At 42.3% G+C, this 17932-nt stretch carries 19 protein-coding genes; 14 read left to right on the top strand and 5 right to left on the bottom strand.

Annotated features, from left to right (window positions below; translation table 11 throughout):
* The first annotated feature begins 176 nt into the window (after nucleotides 1–176).
* Complete coding sequence (locus tag CRG89_RS05355) at nucleotides 177–689, top strand: hypothetical protein (RefSeq protein WP_103287275.1); 513 nt, start codon at nucleotides 177–179, stop codon at nucleotides 687–689.
* 37 nt (nucleotides 690–726) lie between these two features.
* Complete coding sequence (locus tag CRG89_RS05360; protein WP_103287276.1) at nucleotides 727–1047, top strand: hypothetical protein; 321 nt, start codon at nucleotides 727–729, stop codon at nucleotides 1045–1047.
* Here CRG89_RS05360 and CRG89_RS05365 read toward each other — a convergent pair whose 3' ends face one another.
* Nucleotides 1048–3912 carry an ABC transporter substrate-binding protein gene (locus tag CRG89_RS05365; RefSeq protein WP_103287277.1) on the bottom strand — a complete coding sequence of 955 codons (2865 nt, stop codon included), beginning with the start codon at nucleotides 3910–3912 and terminating at the stop codon, nucleotides 1048–1050. It abuts the gene before it with no gap.
* A gap of 44 nt (nucleotides 3913–3956) precedes the next feature.
* Between CRG89_RS05365 and CRG89_RS05370 the strand changes: the two genes are divergently transcribed.
* Nucleotides 3957–4646: a winged helix-turn-helix domain-containing protein gene (locus tag CRG89_RS05370; RefSeq protein WP_158648739.1), complete on the top strand. Its 690-nt coding sequence runs from the start codon at nucleotides 3957–3959 to the stop codon at nucleotides 4644–4646.
* Here CRG89_RS05370 and CRG89_RS05375 read toward each other — a convergent pair.
* The 3 genes from CRG89_RS05375 to CRG89_RS05385 all read right to left on the bottom strand — a co-directional run bounded on the left by CRG89_RS05375 (nucleotide 4635) and on the right by CRG89_RS05385 (nucleotide 7224).
* Nucleotides 4635–6455: a DUF2070 family protein gene (locus tag CRG89_RS05375; RefSeq protein WP_103287279.1), complete on the bottom strand. Its 1821-nt coding sequence runs from the start codon at nucleotides 6453–6455 to the stop codon at nucleotides 4635–4637. The genes CRG89_RS05370 and CRG89_RS05375 overlap by 12 nt on opposite strands.
* A 25-nt stretch (nucleotides 6456–6480) precedes the next feature.
* Nucleotides 6481–6654 carry a preprotein translocase subunit Sec61beta gene (locus tag CRG89_RS05380; protein WP_103287280.1) on the bottom strand — a complete coding sequence of 58 codons (174 nt, stop codon included), beginning with the start codon at nucleotides 6652–6654 and terminating at the stop codon, nucleotides 6481–6483.
* Nucleotides 6655–6798: 144 nt separating this feature from the next.
* Nucleotides 6799–7224: an Sjogren's syndrome/scleroderma autoantigen 1 family protein gene (locus tag CRG89_RS05385; protein ID WP_103287281.1), complete on the bottom strand. Its 426-nt coding sequence runs from the start codon at nucleotides 7222–7224 to the stop codon at nucleotides 6799–6801.
* Between the two features lie 95 nt (nucleotides 7225–7319).
* Here CRG89_RS05385 and yciH point away from each other — a divergent pair, with 95 nt between their 5' ends.
* The 4 genes from yciH (at nucleotide 7320) to CRG89_RS05405 (ending at nucleotide 9864) form a co-directional block, all read left to right on the top strand.
* Nucleotides 7320–7625, top strand: a complete 306-nt coding sequence (gene yciH, locus CRG89_RS05390) for a stress response translation initiation inhibitor YciH (RefSeq protein ID WP_103287282.1) — start codon at nucleotides 7320–7322, stop codon at nucleotides 7623–7625.
* 1 nt (nucleotide 7626) lies between these two features.
* Complete coding sequence (locus CRG89_RS05395; protein ID WP_103287283.1) at nucleotides 7627–8631, top strand: CPBP family intramembrane glutamic endopeptidase; 1005 nt, start codon at nucleotides 7627–7629, stop codon at nucleotides 8629–8631.
* Between the two features lie 101 nt (nucleotides 8632–8732).
* A complete protein-coding gene (locus CRG89_RS05400) occupies nucleotides 8733–9263 on the top strand; it encodes a dCTP deaminase domain-containing protein (RefSeq protein WP_103287284.1) in 531 nt (176 codons plus the stop codon).
* A gap of 193 nt (nucleotides 9264–9456) precedes the next feature.
* On the top strand, nucleotides 9457–9864 hold the full coding sequence (locus CRG89_RS05405) for a hypothetical protein (protein ID WP_148695167.1): 408 nt from the start codon (nucleotides 9457–9459) through the stop codon (nucleotides 9862–9864).
* Here the strand turns inward: CRG89_RS05405 and CRG89_RS05410 are convergent.
* Nucleotides 9841–10755 carry a transcription initiation factor IIB gene (locus CRG89_RS05410; protein WP_174672473.1) on the bottom strand — a complete coding sequence of 305 codons (915 nt, stop codon included), beginning with the start codon at nucleotides 10753–10755 and terminating at the stop codon, nucleotides 9841–9843. The two genes, CRG89_RS05405 and CRG89_RS05410, sit on opposite strands and share 24 nt — an antisense overlap.
* Nucleotides 10756–10954: 199 nt before the next feature.
* On the opposite strand from CRG89_RS05410, the gene CRG89_RS05415 reads away from it, so the two are divergent.
* The 7 genes from CRG89_RS05415 (at nucleotide 10955) to trpA (ending at nucleotide 17885) form a co-directional block, all read left to right on the top strand.
* Nucleotides 10955–11506 (top strand): hemerythrin domain-containing protein, encoded by a 552-nt coding sequence (locus CRG89_RS05415; protein ID WP_158648740.1) that lies wholly within the window; start codon nucleotides 10955–10957, stop codon nucleotides 11504–11506.
* A gap of 164 nt (nucleotides 11507–11670) precedes the next feature.
* Complete coding sequence (locus CRG89_RS05420) at nucleotides 11671–13095, top strand: anthranilate synthase component I family protein (protein WP_197706720.1); 1425 nt, start codon at nucleotides 11671–11673, stop codon at nucleotides 13093–13095.
* Nucleotides 13092–13697 (top strand): anthranilate synthase component II, encoded by a 606-nt coding sequence (locus tag CRG89_RS05425; protein ID WP_103287288.1) that lies wholly within the window; start codon nucleotides 13092–13094, stop codon nucleotides 13695–13697. Before CRG89_RS05420 ends, CRG89_RS05425 begins: the two co-directional genes overlap by 4 nt.
* A 144-nt stretch (nucleotides 13698–13841) precedes the next feature.
* Nucleotides 13842–14903, top strand: coding sequence for an anthranilate phosphoribosyltransferase (gene trpD, locus CRG89_RS05430; protein WP_103287289.1), 1062 nt, complete (start codon nucleotides 13842–13844; stop codon nucleotides 14901–14903).
* A 63-nt stretch (nucleotides 14904–14966) separates the two neighbouring features.
* Nucleotides 14967–15824, top strand: coding sequence for an indole-3-glycerol-phosphate synthase (locus tag CRG89_RS05435; protein ID WP_158648741.1), 858 nt, complete (start codon nucleotides 14967–14969; stop codon nucleotides 15822–15824).
* Complete coding sequence (trpB, locus tag CRG89_RS05440) at nucleotides 15821–17029, top strand: tryptophan synthase subunit beta (protein WP_103287291.1); 1209 nt, start codon at nucleotides 15821–15823, stop codon at nucleotides 17027–17029. Before CRG89_RS05435 ends, trpB begins: the two co-directional genes overlap by 4 nt.
* On the top strand, nucleotides 17019–17885 hold the full coding sequence (gene trpA, locus CRG89_RS05445; RefSeq protein ID WP_103287292.1) for a tryptophan synthase subunit alpha: 867 nt from the start codon (nucleotides 17019–17021) through the stop codon (nucleotides 17883–17885). The genes trpB and trpA overlap by 11 nt, the downstream gene beginning before the upstream one ends.
* Nucleotides 17886–17932: the final 47 nt, after the last annotated feature.

The raw sequence follows: 17932 nt of genomic DNA on the forward strand, positions 1-17932 counted from the left end.
TATAATGATGCAAAGGTTCTTCCTGTTACAAGTTATAATTGTATACAGCCTATCTTCTCATTAATATGTTGATTATATCATATTATACTTGCTATGATGATATGGACTGTCTTGATAAATAATTATTTTTTACACAATCACAAAGGCACATATTTAACTACCTTGCAGTTACTCCTATGAGTAAGACAAGGAGCAGGATTGGGAAGGGTATAAGCCCTAAGATGGCAGCACTTATAATACTTGTTGGTGTTGTAGCAGCAATAGTTGTAGTAAGCCTACTCATCTATGCTGAGAGGAGCAGGCAGGAGAACTATGTTATAGCCATACAGAGGCTGAATGCTGAGGCTAAGCAGATAACCGAGCATTACAATAACGAGTATGCCCTCTGGGAGAAGGGTTTGATAGACGATGCTAACATGATAGATATAATTGATAGTGTTATGATGAACCAGCAGAGGATCATAGATACCATGAAGAGCCTCAACGTCCCCGATATATACAAGGAGGCACATGAGTACAATGTAAAGTCTTTAGAGTATGAGTATAAGAGCAATGAGCACTTTAAGAATTATCTTGCTAGCAAGGATGAGGAGGAGTTGAAGAAGTCTAATGAGTTATTCCAACTCTCGTTCGAGTATGAGATGAAGGCCCTAAGCCTCTACAGAGGCAATGGGCTATTCCTGCCTTAAGATAAAACATTAAATCTTGTATCTAACAACTCATCACATGCTTGAAGAGTTAAGGAGGAAGGCTATATTCCAGAATACGGTTGATGTATGGATAGCATTGTGCACTGAGAAGGGTAAGGAGTGGAAGGATGTGGAAGGGTATAGAGCATTCATAAACCATCTCATCAAGAATAATGTTAGGATGAACAGGTTCCCCTTGTGCGTTAAGGATACTGGAGGTTATGAGCGTAGCAGGGATAAGGTAGCACTCCTAGAAGCATTATCTACAATGAATACGCAGGATACCATGGTGTATGTGGTTAAGCTGGATGATAGTACTCTGAAAATAATAAGTAAATTTAATCCTGATGGTATATGATTAATTATGTGCTGTAGTAGCAGTACTCCCTGCATATGATAAGCGCTTGAATGGTGATGGTAGTAGTAAGGGTAGTAAGATTAGTGCAAGCATGACAATAACTGCAATTAACAATGTTGTATAGGCGAGTGGGAACTCTGGCACATATGTGAATGCAACCTCTGCCTTTTCATCTTCTCCATTTATGTTATCTATTATTAGAGTATAGTTGCCTTGAGCATCAAGTATGTAACTCTGAGTTCCTGTAACGTTCTTCCTTAACGTATTACTTAACTGATCTCCATTAATAGCAAGTACAACATCGTATCTAACATCATCAAGAATATTGCCTTTATCATCCATTATGGATACAACGAACCGTGATTCCTTGCCTACATCTGATGGATACCAATCTATCATAACCTTATACTTGCCAGTTGTGCTTGTAGATGTTAACTTTATGCTACCAGTGAACTCTCCTATACCTATTATGCTTGTTGTATATATATCTGGCCTTAATGCAAGGCTGCTTACTGCAAATACCTTCAACTCATTGGTGCCTTTAGATAACCTGCCAGTATCATTGCCTTCAAGCCTTATCTCAAACCTACCATCTCTTGCTGGTTTTATATGCCCATCTATAACAACACTACCGTTTACATCCTTCAGGAAGTAGTATATATCAACATCTTTGCTGAGATCAACACTAGTACTACCCTCTATTCTCACACTACCAGTTATATCAACACTCTTGCCTCGCTCTATGGTTAATGGTGCATTTACACTTGCTATCTTTGCAAGCATTGGCTGCTTGAACATATCCCAGTGCCCTTTCTCAAATGGATAGGTTGCATCCCTGAACGCCTTTATAACTATGGTCCTTGCTTCAGGGTTGTAACTCTCAAGGTAGAATGGTCCATTGCTTATCATTGCATGCCTCTTACTATCTATCCATCCTATAGATGCATTGTATCTAGCATTAGCATCACTAACGCTTACCATACCCTTAAGTGCATTAGGTATTAGATTTGATGATCTGAACTGTGTTAGAGCATCCTTCACAAGGTTAGCATCATCAGCAATTATCAGAGAGAGCCATGGTATGTTCTTTGCATTTGCTTGGGATCTAGAGAATGCTGCCTTACCATCGATTACAGCCTTCTCCATTGCAGCATAAACCTCCCAAGGCATAGTAGCCCATACACCTGCATAATCTGCTATGTAGTTTGGATCAAAGTGCCAGTAATCAACATAAACCTCTACTGTATCATCATCTACAAACCTTATACCCTTTAACGTATTTACAAACTTCTCTGCAGTTGCTGTATACTCTGGATCATATGTTGGATCATCATCACTCTCCTTTGTGCCCCACTCGAAGAGGAAGTATATTGCATATAGGATATCATTCTTATCCATCATTATGCCATGATGCCACTTGCTATACTTCAGATCAAACGTTACCTTACTTTTTGCCTTGACATCATCACCAACCTGCTTCCACTGCTCAGTATATGCATCCCATACTATTGCATCTGCTGGAACATCCAACTTGTCATCTGGGCCTCTAGTATCAACATTCCATGTTGCTCTAACAGGTATAACATCACCTGTGTATGGATTGAAGAATGTTGCTGGATCTACTATTGCACTAGATATTCTGGTTGAGTACCAATCTCTAAGTCCTCCAACTGGATTCCATGAGCCTTGATATATCTGTTTCATCCCAACCTTCATTACACCTGTCTCTGTCTTTGCATTGATTAGGCTGAACCTACCAGTTATCCCTGCACCAAAGTCCTGAACCATACCATCAACACCCTTACGCACTATGTATGGATCTATTGTACTTGCTATGAATATCCTTACAGATTCTTTAACACCTAACTCTACACTCCTCCTTAGCAATGAGTCCCTCTCATCCTTGGATGCATACTTGCCAGTGAATATTCTCTCAGTAAGATCATCCAACTCCTTATTCTCATAGTTCCAAAATGCATTATTCTGGAAACCAGGCATATTTGCAAACCATGGAGCATACATCTGTGCTGCTAGAGATGCATCGTATCTTGTGAATGCTGATCTTCCCCAGCCTTCAGTGTATAGATGCCATCTCAACTCCTTAGGATCTGAGCCATATACTTCGTTGAATGCTTTGTTAAGATCCCCATATATCCTCTCAACGGTGAAGCCCAACCTCTCTAGATCAGTTGCTATTATCTCTCCTAGTGTCTTCCTCCTAGGATCATCACCCCTTATGAAGAACTTAACCTGTATAGGTTTGTCATTGTAGTACCATTTGCCATCTGCTCTCTTTGCTGCTCCAGCATCAGTCAGTGCTTTGCTTACCATCTCATCTGCTAGAGTTCGGTTGTACTTGAATCCAAACGACTCTATAACATCTATGAGTACTATGTAATCTGGATCGAATTGGCCAAATGCAGAGTACATTGGTGCACCAAATCCCTTGAGTACTTCATTAACTATGAGATCTCTATCGATGAGGTAGTTCATTGCATACCTAACCTCCCTTATAGAGAATGGATTGAGTGCATCTGATGCTGGTGCTGGGTTTAGGAGCAGGCTCAATGATCCTCCAGGGGCATCGTATATCGTTATGTTAGGATCATCCTTAAGGCTTTGCACAAGATCCAATGGGAGCCTCCAGAAGTATGTGTCTAGATTCCTTGCTCTAACCTCATTTGTAGCAACATTCTCATCCAGATAGTGTATGAACTGTACCTCATCTAGATATGGACCCTTCTGTTGTTGCGCATACACATGTGATGGCGATGGTAATGGTACAAGTAGTAATGCAATTAATGATGCAACAACAACCACTACCCTAATCTTTGGATATGAGTCTTTTATCCTCTTATCTGCCATCACGTTATCTTTATAGAGTAAGAGCAAATAAATATTGCTATAGCATGGGTATAAGCAGGTTACTCTTACTCAGAATTATACCATACATGGATGGACTAATCAGCATGGATGAACTATCATCACAAACAGGTATAAGCATAAGCGTATGTAATGCTATGCTTAATGAACTTGTAAGCAATGGTATAGGTAGCATGGAGGGTGAAGGATACGTTAGATTCACACATATGGATAAGATAAATGCTGTAGTACTTGCAATGAGGCTTAATGCTAGCATGGATGAGGTAGCAAGGGTGCTACACTGGAAGGACTTTGAGATGCTTGCAGCAGAGATACTTGAGGCTAATGGCTACTCTACAGCAAGGAATGTAAGGGTTAGAGCAAGGCTAGGACTAGTGAGAGGTTCTAGAACCATGATGGAGGTTGATGTTGTTGGTTTAAAGTATGTTGATTACAGGAATACAGCATTATTGATTGACTGTAAGCATTGGCATTACATAAGTACATCAGAACTTGCAAGGGTTTGTGAGAAGCAGGTTATCAGAGCAAGGGCATTCATTGCTGAGAGAATGGATGTTGATGATGCTATACCAGCGGTAGTTGTACTTAACGATACTCCATCCTTAATTGATGGTGTACCTATAGTTCCAATAACAAGGTTTAGAGAGTTCCTGAACGAACTCTACTCCATCATAGATGACTTGAATGTGGTTAGGAGGTTGGAGTTAGAAGGTTAGGAACGTTGAGAGCATCATCACAATGAATACCAGAATGCTAGCAGTTATAGATGCCTTAGTTATACTCATTGCTCTATCTAATGCATACGAGTAGTTACTGAACTGCTCATCTCCCATTATCTTTACTAACGTTCTAGATACTCTTGCTTCATACACTGCATCTGTTGCAGATGCTAGCGCATCCTTGCTTAAACTAACCAGCATTGATCTTAGTTCATCTCTATTGGTTACACTACCAAGGGGGAAGTAGCCCATCCTGTTCCTTGCCTTGCCAGATGTGTAATGGGTATCTGATGTACATAGCATCACATACAAGTTAGAGTTGTTTGATGCTACTACTTCTCTTCTTATGCTCTGCTCTAGATATGCACTCAAACCCTTAACAGCATTGTTTGCATCAACCCATAGTATAAGCAAACCGTTATGATTACTGCTACTACCATTACTGCTGCTATTACTATTGCTATTGCTACTACCATCAACAATAAGCACTGCAATAGCGCTCATGCCAGCAGGACCAATATCATCGCTCTCATGCCATGCCCTTGCTACACCAACCCTGAACCTATGCTGTCCCATTTCCGTTAATGCATTTAAAGTTCTCTTACATGCATCTATCATATCATTGATCTCCTCACTACTCAAATCATCTCCCATGCAGTTATGAGCATCAACTATGAGCAGATCCTTGAATCCATGCTCAAATGCGTAATGCTCAACCTCATCCCTAATGCTCTTAGGTAGATCATCCATGCCTCTTGCTGATGAGAGTAGCAATAACGCTACCCTACCAAACGCTATCCCTGTTACCCTTGCATTATTTACCTGAACCTCTACAGATGCTGTGCATGTACTGCCTTGCTCAACTATACTATACTCTGCAAGTGAGTCAATGAACCTCTCCACCTCATCTCTAGATGGTAGGTTTGATGAGTGATCAGATATACCATGCATAACTGCAACTGTAGCAGTGTATCTAGCATGTATATCGTAGGGGAGATTGCTACCTCCAACTGGGTAGAACGGACCAGGATGGACATCTGGTAGCATGAGCATATCATACATAGAGTCTGATTTGGATGATCTACCAATGGCATGAGCATCATCATGCTCCCTCCTGAATGCAAGTATCTTTGTGCTCACAGTTGACTGCTCTGCCTTGCTAGCCATTATAGACTCCATGAGCCTAGCATCTCTCTCAGTCCAGGCAAGTAGGTAAGCCTGAAGTAACCTGAACGTACTCTCAACCCTTGGCCTCCCACTCCTATCTGCCATAATACACCATACAACTGCTATGCCTATAACTGCCATGCTTGTTGCTAGGGTTGGAGTATCCAACATCTGAATGATAGCATCATATGGCAGGAGCAGGAGTAGCATTGCCATAGGGGTTATTGGTGCTATAAGCGCTGATCTCTTTAGCGATGAGCCAAATACTGATGTGAATATGCATAATCTAAGTGCTACTGCAAATACCATACCCTCAATTAGAAGGGTATCATGATTACCAAGCATTGCAACAAGAAGTATGCTTAGTATTAGGACTGCAAGCCAGAGCATGAATGCAAATGCATTTGTATGATAAACCTTGCTCAACTTTGCAACTGGATGATCTTTGAGGAGTAGGTAATCTATCCTGAAGAGGAGTAATGCTATGCCCAGCGCTATAGGGATGAGTAGGAGATCTGCATCAACGGTGTATGCTATTACACTTATGCATGCTAATGATATGAGAAGGGAGGTTTTATGCGATGAGGGGTTGATTAGTGTGAGTGAGAACCTCCTATGTATTCTGCTTACAGAATCCATCTATCCATCATCGTATCTATCTACTCTATATTGGGAAGAGGATCTTTATGAGTATGGATATGCCTATAAGCCCTGATGCTACAGCAAAGACTATCTCTGGCCTAACCTTTATGCCTTTAGTCTCATCCTCGAAGAACCTTAAGAGCCCAGCACTGGATGCTGGTAGTGGTGCACCCTTCTTACTCTTCCTAACACTCATGTCTATAATCCATCCACAGTCTAAGGATAAATACCTTACTAATTGGTATATACTCTTGCATTATTGATAGATGGTGTTATTATGTTATATTGATATCATTGCTCATCATCTACTACCTCCCTTGCTCTAACCATTCCTCCTTTCCTATTCTTCCTCCTTCTCCTCCCTCTCCTTAACCTCCTTCCTTTCTCCTCTCTTCCCTTCCTCTTCCTCCTCCCTCTCCTCCTTGCCCTTCTCTTCGCTTACTTTTGCAAGTATCTCAAGGTAGTAGAGGAGTAGCCTTGCAATCTCCATCTGCCTTGCTATATCATTCTCTTGCTCAAGCATCCTTGCTGTACTGTTAACCTTTGCTATTATAACACTCCTTAGATCCTGTAATGACCCTGTCCTAGCCTCTTCAAGCACAGTCTCACTACCACAGTTTATGCATATCAACCTGCCAGAGTACTTCACCTGCACACCTCTACACTTGCTGCAAGCCTCCTTAACAAGGGTACCTCCCTTCCTTAGCATCTCTGCAGCTGCCTTCATGCTATCCTTGCTCAACAGGTATCCTCTCCACTCACCCAAATAAAAGCAATGACCATGCTTCCTAACATGCTTGTTTGCTTGCCTACCTGCCTAGCAAGGCTTAATAATGAGTACATATTAAATTCTTACATCAGATGTCTGTTATATGTAAGAGATGTGGACTTCCACAGGATCTGTGTGCCTGTGGAGAGTTGGAGAAGGAAGAGAGCAAGATAGTGGTAAGGTTGGAGAAGAGGAGGTTCAACAAGGATATAACGATGATAGAGGGTATAGGCGATCTAGGCGATATAGATAAGATAGTGAAGCATCTTAAGAGCAGGTTGGCGTGTGGGGGGACAGCAAAGGATGGTTATGTTATGCTCCAAGGAGACCATAGGGAGCAGGTTAAGAAGTATCTTATTGAACTAGGGTTCAACGAGTCCTCTATAGAAGTTAGATAACATGCAAGAGGATAGAAGGAGCAATAGCAGGCATAACAAGAGCGATGGAGTTGGCATATCCATAGCATGGAGGGTACTGCTATTCATCCATGCTGCCTTAACTCTGCTTATATCAGCCATGATGATTGCATCCTATCCATTGGGGGCATACCTTGTATTCCATACAAGCATGGGCTCAGGGTATAGGGAACCTCTGGATGGGTTCTACATGCTAGTACCATTACCAATTCAGATTCAGGCTAGCATAAGCATTGGGGATCTATTCATACTGCTCTGGTGCACATATCTACTGCTCTTCACACTACTCCTGCTCTCACCAAAGAATATGCTTAGTGCTATACTAAGGTTGGTACGCAAAGGAGATGATGGTTATAGCAGTAGTAGCAGTAACAACAGCATCAATAGTAGTAGCAACTATCTAATAACAACGATAGCATGGTTCTCCATACTAGTTGCATCATCCATAGCAATAGATCTACTACAGAATATGCTTGGTATAGAGATGGGCTCTATTGAGTATGAGGATAGGCTTAAGCACTTCGTTGATGCAACAACTGCACCACTAAGGGAGGAGTTGGGCTTCAGAATGATACTCATAGGAGTTCCAGCATACCTCTTCCTAGCAAGGCAAGGCTCTACACTTCTAAACGTACTATGGAGACCATATGAGCATCTTAGTAGGCATGGTAAGAGCATCCATCTACTCATAGTTGCAAGTGCTTTGCTATTTGGGTTAGCACATGTACTCTTCAGTACTGGCTGGAGTTACGGCAAGGTTACACAGGCTACACTTGGAGGCATAATACTTGGATGGTTATACTACAGGTATGGATTACATGCAGCAGTTATAGCACACTGGGCAGCAAACTACCTTCCTCTAACCTACCTATTTGCTGGAGATGCATTTGGCTCAGATGCCATGCTCAACATGCTGGAGTTGGTACTTGTATCCAATGGTATAGTTGCTATCTCGCTTAGGTTGAGAGCATACTTTAAGAGCCAATAAATAAGTACGAGTGCTAGCAAATCATTCTAGAGCAGGTTGTCAAAGTTGATTAAGGTGCTGGGTAATGTACGTATAGGAGAAGGGGAAGGGGTTGATTAAGCATGGCAGTGATAGGCAAGGATGAACTAACAAGGCTGATAGAGCGATACAAGTGTATACACCCATTCAACCCCATGTTACTTGATGGGGATGGTTACATACTTACAGTTAAGGATGATGTTACACTAAACTACCTAGAGCATAAGAACGTCATCTCTTACGAGGTTGTATTCACACCACCAAACTACGTAGCGCACCTTACAGCAAAGAGCAGATATGGTAGGCTTGGCTTATCATTCCTTAATGCAGCAAAGGTCCATAGTGGTTTTGTAGGAAGGATAGTGCTTGAGGTAGTTAACCTTAACAATGAAAGGAAGCCAATAACGATAAGGCATGGTGATCCATTCATGCATATAGAGTTCATAGAGCGTATAGGCAAGCCTAGTCCATATGAGGGAGAGTACCAATTCCAGTACATGAGTGATGAGGAGGTTAGCATCTACCTATCAGTGCTCAAGGAGTTTGGCTCTGCATTCAACCTTGAGAGGCTTGAGAGGATAGCAGCAAGGAGGGTAATGCAGACAAGTGAGTAGTGATAGGTAGGCATGTGTATTTCACCACATTGCCATGAATAATGTATTTAAGGGGCAACTATCCTCTATAGTATAGATGGACAAAGGTATGGATACCAACTACAAAAAATCTGCTTATAACTCAAACAATATCATAAAAATTGCTACAATCTTGCAAAAATCTCTTAATAATGGGAAGTGCAGTAGCACTGAGATGAGGGAAGTTAGTAGGTATATAATGCAGTACACAAGGGCTAACCTAGAAGATTGTATAAAGGGATTGGATGAGATCATACGCAATAGCAAAGATGATAGGTTGGGGGATGTGCAGAGTACTCTGCAGCGTATACTACATGATGTTAAGGGTATAGCAAGGGCATATGAGCATGTGATAGCAGAGAATGGGAGTGTAGATAAGGCTATACTTGCAGCACTCATAAATATAGATAATGAGATGACCTCCAACCTAAAGTTGCTCAACAACCACATTGCTAGCATAAAGGGTACAGAGATAAATGAGAACGAGATTAAAGAACTATCATTCCTAGCTGGAGAGATAGAATTGAATATAAAAGAAAGGGGCGAATTAATTAAAAAATTAGAGCTTAAGGGCCAGCTTTAGACCCTTGTACCTATTCCTTATAGTTACCTCTGTAACCCCTGCTGCTTCAGCAACATCCTTCTGTGTCTTATTCTCTCCATGCATGACACATGCTACGTATAGTGCTGCTGCTGCTAAACCCATTGGGTCCTTCCCTGCAGATATCTTTGCTTCTTCAGCCCTCTTCAGTATCTCTATAGCAGTTCTCTTTGTCTTCTCAGATAACCCTGCCTTGCTTGCTATCCTGCTAACACACTTGATAGGATCTACTACAGGCATCTGCAGATCCAACTCCCTTATAAGCAACCTATAGCATCTTGCTATATCCTTCTTCTTTATGTTGCTTGCATTTGCTATATCCTTCAAGGTTCTAGGGGTCTCAGTATCCCTACATGCAGCATAGAGTGCTGCTGCTACAAGTGCAGATATGCTCCTTCCCCTAACTAACCCTTTCTCTAATGCCTTCCTGTATATGTATGCAGCCTTTTCTATTACGCTTTCACCAACAGCAAGCTTATCCTTTAACCTATCAAGTTCTGAGAATGCCTGCCTGAAGTTCCTATCCAATGGCTCATGCACTTGGCTCCTACTATCCCATGTCCTTAACCTCTCTATAGTGCTCCTTATTGCAGTTGATAATGGCTTGCCAGAGGCATCCTTGTCTATTGGGCCTATAACAGTTGCTAAGCCCATATCATGCATTGCTAGGCTAGTTGGTATACCTGTTCTACTCCTATCCTCATGCTCCTCCTTGCTGAATGCCCTCCACTCAGGGCCTAACTCCTCTATACGCTCAGATACAACATACCCACAGTTACCACAGAACATCTCACCTGTTGCATTATCTGTAACCAATGGTCCCTTTCCACACCTTGGGCACTTATCTGATAACAGTGTTCTATCTACCACCATCTTGCTCACCATAAATCTTATATTCAACATAACTATACAAGATAGTTATATTTAAATCTTACTATAAACTTTTATCCTACCTTCTTCCTTGAATCGCTTGATTATAAGGTTTACTAACATGATAATTAACAGTTATGTTAAACAAAGGAATGTACTATAACAAGCAATGAATATTAAGATATCAGGCATAGGCTGGTATATGAGCGCTACATATGAGTTGAGGAGGGACCATGAGGTTATAATGCAGGTTCTTAATGCCATGGATACATTGAGGATGCTGCTCAGACAAGGCAAAGATGTGCCGTTGGAGGTTATCTATGATACCATAGACTTTGCTAAGAACTTCACAGATAGATGCCACCATGGCAAGGAGGAAGATGTACTCTTCCCAGCACTCAACGCTGCAGGTATGCCAAAGGATGAAGGGCCTATAGCAGTGATGCTTAGAGAACATAGGCAAGGTAGAGAGATATTGGCAAAGATAGAGGATGCACTTACAAGACATAAGCAAGGCTCATCATCTCTAGATGGAGTTATAGCAGGTATAGAGGAGTATATAATGCTCATGCAGCACCACATCTTCAAGGAGAATAACATACTCTTCAACATAGCAGATATGTTACTTTCAAGCAAGAGCAACGAACTTAACAAAGGCTATGAGAGGGTTGAGCATGAGGTCATGCATGATAAGCATGGACATTATAAGGAGATGGTAGAGAGCATAGTTGAGAGGATCGATGCGATGAAGTAAGGATATGCTCTACATAACTGGAGATAAGTGAAATAAATGACTAGCATATTCATTTTATAACGTACATTTTTGGTATTGTATGAAGAGGGCGAGATCTTTATCTCAGATCACAACATAATTTTACCATAAAGTTTTTATACAATGCATGAAGAGTATGGATATGGGTGGATACCTTTGGAGTAACTGATACTATAAATGTGAAGAGAGTAAATACCGCCCTTCCTCCATTCGATATCTTCAGATTCATACATGGCTCATATGAGAATGCATTCCTATTAGAGTCACTCACTGGACCTAGGGAGATGGCAGAGGTCTCCATAATAGGTTTTGAGCCATATGCAAGGGTATACTCTGATATGTCTAGACTCTACATAGACCATCTTAATGGTAGTAAGGAGTCTTACAAGCTTGAGGAGGTAGATACACTAGCATACTTGAGGAGTATTCTACCAAAGGTTAAGGATAAAAGGTTCAGGTATGCTGGTGGTGCTGTAGGTTATGTATGCTATGATGCTATAAGGTACTGGGAGAGGCTAGAATCTAGAATGCTTCACGGCTATCCACATATGGAGTTCTGCATATACAAGGATGGCATGGTATTTGATCATATAAACAGGAGCGTTTACTACTTCTGCATAGGTGATGCAAGAGAGCATATGGATCTGCTAAGGTATCTTGATGCTGGAGGAGGCTCTTCTGCTACTGCTGCTGTTGTTGATGCTAATGAGTATGATGATGGGCAGGGGTTTAGTAGCAGCAAGCCTATAAGGAACATGAGTAAAGAGAGGTTCATTAGCATGGTTGAGAGGGCAAAGGAGTACATCTACTCTGGCGACATATACCAAGTTGTGCTCTCAAAGAGGTTTGAGTTCAGGGTTAAAGGTCATCCCATACCATTCTACTCCATGCTTAGGAGCATAAACCCTTCACCGTACATGTACTACCTTAAGGTTGGGGAGAGGTGCATAGTAGGCTCAAGTCCAGAGATGCTTGTTAGGGTTACTGGCAATCTTGTAGAGACATTCCCAATAGCAGGTACAAGGAGGATAGTTGAAGGGGATGAGCAAGAGAATACAAGGCTTAGGGATGAGATGCTTAGGGATGAGAAGGAGTTGGCTGAACATACCATGCTTGTTGACCTAGCAAGGAACGATCTTGGCAGGGTGTGTAGATGGGGTACTGTTAAGGTTGATGAGTTGATGGTTGTGAAGAGGTTCAGCCATGTTCAGCATATGGTAAGTCATGTTACAGGTATGCTAAGGGATGATTGCGATGCTTATGAGGCATTCAGAGCAGTATTCCCTGCTGGTACTGTATCTGGTGCACCAAAGGTTAGAGCAATGGAGATAATAGATGAGCTTGAGCCTACAGCAAGGGGACCTTATGCTGGAGCAGTGGGCTACTTCTCATCTAATGGTAACTGTGACTTTGCTATAGCAATAAGATCTATGTTCATAAGTAATGGACGTGCGTATGTTCAGTCTGGAGCAGGGATAGTTGCTGACTCTAGGGCAGAGAATGAGTGGGCTGAGACTGAGCACAAGGCAAATGCACTGCTAGAAGCATTAAGGAGGGTTAATGCAGTATGAGGATAATCATAATAGATAACTACGACTCATTCACATACAACCTTGCACAGCAGATAGGGAGTATGGCTAACGTTATGAATATTGGTATAGAGCCTCTAGTCTTCAGGAATGATAAGATAACCCTTGGAGAGATACTCATGCTTGATCCAGACGCAATAATCATATCCCCTGGTCCAGGTCATCCAGCAAACAGGAGGGACTTTGGTGTATCTGCAGATGTTATACTCAACATGTATGATAAGTTGCCTATACTTGGTGTATGCTTGGGGCATCAAGGTATAGTGCATCTATTTGGAGGGAAGGTTGTTAGGGCAAAGACACCTAGACATGGCAAGACAAGCATGATAAGCCATAATTCAAAGGATCTCTTCCAAAGTATTGATAACCCGTTCAAAGCAACTAGATACCATTCACTTGTAGCAGATCCAAGCACCATACCCCCATCCCTTGAGGTTACAGCGTATGCCTTGGATGATGATGAGGTAATGGGTGTAAGGCACAAGGAGCATATGCTGTTTGGTGTACAGTTCCATCCAGAGTCTATACTTACAAAGAGCGGTGATATTATAATGATCAACTTCATCTCAATGGTGAAGAGATAGATAGATGGGTGAATGGATTGATGGATGTGTAGGAGGGGTGAAGATGATGGCTATGAGGAGAATGAAGGAAGAGAGGGAGAAGAGAGGAAGAGGAATAAGTTAAAGTAGGGAGGGATTAAGAGGCAAGAAAAGAAGGGAATTGGTATGAGCGTTAGAGATGCTTTAAGGAAGGTACTTGATATGCAGAGCCTTACCTATGAGGAGATGTGTGCATGTATGGAATCCATACTTGCTGGAGAGGCTAGTGATGTACTCATCGCAGCGCTCTTTACAGCATTGAGGATGAAGGGTGAGAGCATTGATGAGTTGAATGCTATGCTTGATGTCATGCTCAAGCATGCTATCAAGGTTAGGGTTGATGGATATGTTATAGATACATCTGGCACTGGAGGGGATAATGCTGGAACGTTCAACATAAGCACAGCAGCAGCATTCATAGCATCTGCCTCTGGCATAAAGGTTGCAAAGCATGGAAATAGGGCAGTATCAAGCATGAGTGGGAGTGCAGATATACTTGAGTACCTAGGCTACAACCTCGATACAAAGCCAGAGAAGGTTGAGGAGTGCATAGAGCATATAGGCATAGGGTTCATATTTGCACCTAGATTCCATCCAGCGATGAGCAGGGTAGCAGGTGTTAGGAGGGAGATGGGGATAAGGACTGCATTCAACATCGTAGGTCCTCTATGCAACCCTGCACTACCAAGGGCTCAAGTGGTAGGTGTATACTCCCCCACCATAATGGATAAGGTTGCAGGTATGCTAATACATGCTGGAAGGGAGGAGTTCATGGTTGTTCATGCTATAGATGGTATGGATGAGTTATCCAACACATGCATCAATAGGATACTCTGGTATAGGCATGATGCTGGTAGTATAAATGTAGATTTAGACCCCAAGACACTTGGATTGAGCACTGCAAGGAAGGATGACCTCATGGTTAGGAGCAGGGATGAGGCTGCTGGCATATTCCTTGATGTGCTGAAGGGTAGTGCAAGGAAGGAGGTTATAGATGCTGTACTCCTCAATGCTGCAGCAGCCCTTATAGTAGGAAGGAAGGCACCATCATTCAAGGAGGGTATAGAGGTTGCTAAGGCAAGTGTTATGGATGGGAGGGCATACAAGAGGTTAAGAGAACTTATAGGAGCATGTGGTAGTATAGAGAGGCTTGATGAGGTTGAGGATATGATTGCAAGGAAGCATTAGGTATGCTCAAGGTAATGATTATGGATGAGGATTGTGGATGATGATGGTTGAGTGGTGATGTGGATGAAGGGGAAGAGAATGGATGGAGGGGAGGGAGGAATAGAAGAAAAGGAGGAGGAAGAGCATGGGTATCTTGAGAGGCTTGTAGATGCAGCAAGGAGTGCAGTAAGATCAGGGCATTATGAATTTGGGTTCACAATACATCATAGGATAATAAGCATGCGTGATGCAATACTATCATGCAAGAGGAGTGGCAAGAATGCCATAATAGCAGAGGTAAAGTTTGCATCCCCAAGCATGGGTAGGATAAGGGATTACACTAGCCCTCAGACCCTTGCTAGGGATATGGTTGATGCTGGTGCTATGGCATTATCTGTTCTAACACAACCAAACTACTTCAATGGTTCTATAGAGTACCTTATGAACGTAAGGGTTGCTGTAGATGTGCCATTGCTCATGAAGGATATAATCGTGAGTAGAGAGCAGGTAGATGCTGCGTATAGAGCAGGAGCAGATTGCATACTACTCATCTCATCCATATATACTGAAGGGCTTGCAGATGATACCCTTGAGCGTATGATAGATAGGGCTCATGCTTATGGGTTAGAGGTTATCCTAGAGGTGCATGATGAGGATGAGTTTGATCAAGCATTAAAGAGCACTGCTGATATAATAGGCATAAACAACAGAGATCTAAAGAGCATGAATGTTGATGTAAGCAATACAGCAAGGATACTAGCCAAGCATGATAATAATAATAAGGCTACTACTAATAAGCCTATAATAAGTGAGAGCGGGATAAGTAGTGTAGAGCATATAAGGTACCTTAAGCAGTATAAGGTTGATGCATTCCTGATAGGCACATCTATAATGGCTAGTGATAACATTAAAAACAAGGTAAGGGAACTTGTTATGGCATGAGGCTCAAGCACTACCCAATCGATGGCAAGTTTGGTAGGTTTGGAGGCAGGTATGTGCCAGAGACGCTCATACCTGCACTTGAGGAACTGGAGAAGGCATACATGGATGCAAGGGATGATAAGGACTTTAAGAAGGATCTTGAGTATTATCTAAAGCACTACGCTGGTAGACCAACCCAACTATACCATGCAAAGAACCTAAGTGATGCAGTTGGAGGGGCAGGGATATACTTGAAGAGGGAGGATCTATTGCATGGTGGAGCACATAAGATAAACAATACCATAGGACAAGCATTACTAGCAAAGCGCATGGGCAAGGAGCGTGTGATTGCTGAGACTGGGGCAGGGCAGCATGGTGTTGCAACTGCGATGGCTTGTGCTGCTCTAGGGCTTAGGTGTGAGATATACATGGGTGCAAAGGATGCTGAGAGGCAGAGGCTCAATGTATTCAGGATGGAGTTGCTAGGTGCAAAGGTTAACAGGGTCTATTCAGGCTCTCAAACACTGAAGGATGCTATCAATGAAGCGTTAAGGGATTGGATAACAAATGTGAGAAACACTTACTACCTGCTAGGCTCTGTAGTTGGTCCCCATCCATATCCAATGATGGTTAGGGACTTTCAGAGCGTTATAGGCAGAGAGATAAGGAAGCAGTGTATAAGCATGATTGGAGGCATGCCAGATGCCATAGTTGCATGTGTTGGGGGAGGTAGCAATGCCATGGGCACATTCTATGAGTTCCTTGATAGTAAGGTTGACCTCTACGGTGTTGAGGCTGGTGGCCATGGTATTACAAGTAAGGAGCATTCAGCAACACTCTGTGCTGGCTCTGAAGGTGTACTTCATGGTATGCTAACCTATCTACTCCAAGATGAGGATGGGCAGATAATGGATACGCATAGCATAGCAGCAGGTCTAGATTATCCAGGGGTTGGACCAGAGCATGCATTCCTTAAGAGCATAGATAGGGTCAAGTACGTTAGCGTTACAGATGATGAGGCTGTAGATGCGTTCATGAAACTTGCTAAATATGAGGGGATAATACCAGCATTGGAGGCAGCACATGCAGTTGCATATGCTATGAGGATGGCAAGAGAGTATGGTAATGATGCAAGCATAATCATTACAGTATCTGGAAGGGGGGATAAGGATGTTGAGGTTGTCAAGCGTTATCTAGAGGAGAGGTCATTGAGCCATGAGCAGTAGCAGTAGTAGCAGAAGTAGTAACAACAACAGTAGTAGGAAGGAGAACCCAATAGATGTAAGGCTTAGGGAGGTTATGGCAAGAGGAGAATATGCCCTGATAGGATACATGGTTGCAGGGTATCCAGATGAGCATACATGCCTTGATCTTGCCCTTGCAATGATCGATGGGGGTGTTGATATACTTGAGATAGGTATACCATTCTCAGATCCAATAGCAGATGGGCCTACAATACAGAGAGCATCATACATAGCATTAAGCAATGGTATAACCCCACGTAAGGCATTCGATATTGCAAGGAGGATCAAGGATGCATCTAATACACCTCTAGTTGCCATGACATACTACAACATAGTCTACAGGCTAGGGGTTGAGAGGTTCATGTCAATGGCAAGAGAGCATGGAATAGATGGGCTTATAGTACCAGATCTAACCTATGAGGAGGCTGATGATGTGATAAGGGTTGCACATATACATGGCATGGATCTAATCTTCCTCGTTGCACCAAATACAAGTGATGAGAGGATTAATATGATAGCAGGTGTAAGCAAGGGCTTCCTCTACCTTGTATCTGTCTATGGCACGACTGGGGAGAGGGATAGGTTCTATGAGTACACAACAAATGCCATAAGGAGGGTTAAGGGGTTGATGATGGGTAGGGTGCCTCTAGCAGTAGGCTTTGGGATAAGTAGGAAGGAGCATGTTAGGCTAATGATAGATGCTGGTGCAGATGCCATAGTAGTTGGGAGTGCGTTCATAAATATAATAGAAAAGGGTAATAATGATAAAGATGGTATGCTTAAAGGTATTAGACAACTTGCATATGAACTGAAACAGGCAACGAAAAGGTTAGCATAACACTATATGATAATTACAATTAATGATCAAACAATTTCGTTGTATAA

Source organism: Candidatus Nitrosocaldus islandicus (assembly GCF_002906215.1).
Lineage (GTDB): Archaea > Thermoproteota > Nitrososphaeria > Nitrososphaerales > Nitrosocaldaceae > Nitrosocaldus > Nitrosocaldus cavascurensis.

Excerpts from the sequence above, each read along its gene's own strand:
- CRG89_RS05355 (WP_103287275.1), top strand. The coding sequence starts at position 177 with ATGAGTAAGACAAGGAGCAGGATTGGGAAGGGTATAAGCCCTAAGATG.
- CRG89_RS05360 (WP_103287276.1), top strand. The coding sequence starts at position 727 with ATGCTTGAAGAGTTAAGGAGGAAGGCTATATTCCAGAATACGGTTGAT.
- CRG89_RS05365 (WP_103287277.1), bottom strand. The coding sequence starts at position 3,912 with ATGGCAGATAAGAGGATAAAAGACTCATATCCAAAGATTAGGGTAGTG.
- CRG89_RS05370 (WP_158648739.1), top strand. The coding sequence starts at position 3,957 with ATGGGTATAAGCAGGTTACTCTTACTCAGAATTATACCATACATGGAT.
- CRG89_RS05375 (WP_103287279.1), bottom strand. The coding sequence starts at position 6,455 with ATGGATTCTGTAAGCAGAATACATAGGAGGTTCTCACTCACACTAATC.
- CRG89_RS05380 (WP_103287280.1), bottom strand. The coding sequence starts at position 6,654 with ATGAGTGTTAGGAAGAGTAAGAAGGGTGCACCACTACCAGCATCCAGT.
- yciH (WP_103287282.1), top strand. The coding sequence starts at position 7,320 with ATGTCTGTTATATGTAAGAGATGTGGACTTCCACAGGATCTGTGTGCC.
- CRG89_RS05395 (WP_103287283.1), top strand. The coding sequence starts at position 7,627 with ATGCAAGAGGATAGAAGGAGCAATAGCAGGCATAACAAGAGCGATGGA.
- CRG89_RS05400 (WP_103287284.1), top strand. The coding sequence starts at position 8,733 with ATGGCAGTGATAGGCAAGGATGAACTAACAAGGCTGATAGAGCGATAC.
- CRG89_RS05405 (WP_148695167.1), top strand. The coding sequence starts at position 9,457 with ATGAGGGAAGTTAGTAGGTATATAATGCAGTACACAAGGGCTAACCTA.
- CRG89_RS05410 (WP_174672473.1), bottom strand. The coding sequence starts at position 10,755 with ATGGTGGTAGATAGAACACTGTTATCAGATAAGTGCCCAAGGTGTGGA.
- CRG89_RS05415 (WP_158648740.1), top strand. The coding sequence starts at position 10,955 with ATGAGCGCTACATATGAGTTGAGGAGGGACCATGAGGTTATAATGCAG.
- CRG89_RS05425 (WP_103287288.1), top strand. The coding sequence starts at position 13,092 with ATGAGGATAATCATAATAGATAACTACGACTCATTCACATACAACCTT.
- trpD (WP_103287289.1), top strand. The coding sequence starts at position 13,842 with ATGAGCGTTAGAGATGCTTTAAGGAAGGTACTTGATATGCAGAGCCTT.
- CRG89_RS05435 (WP_158648741.1), top strand. The coding sequence starts at position 14,967 with ATGAAGGGGAAGAGAATGGATGGAGGGGAGGGAGGAATAGAAGAAAAG.
- trpB (WP_103287291.1), top strand. The coding sequence starts at position 15,821 with ATGAGGCTCAAGCACTACCCAATCGATGGCAAGTTTGGTAGGTTTGGA.
- trpA (WP_103287292.1), top strand. The coding sequence starts at position 17,019 with ATGAGCAGTAGCAGTAGTAGCAGAAGTAGTAACAACAACAGTAGTAGG.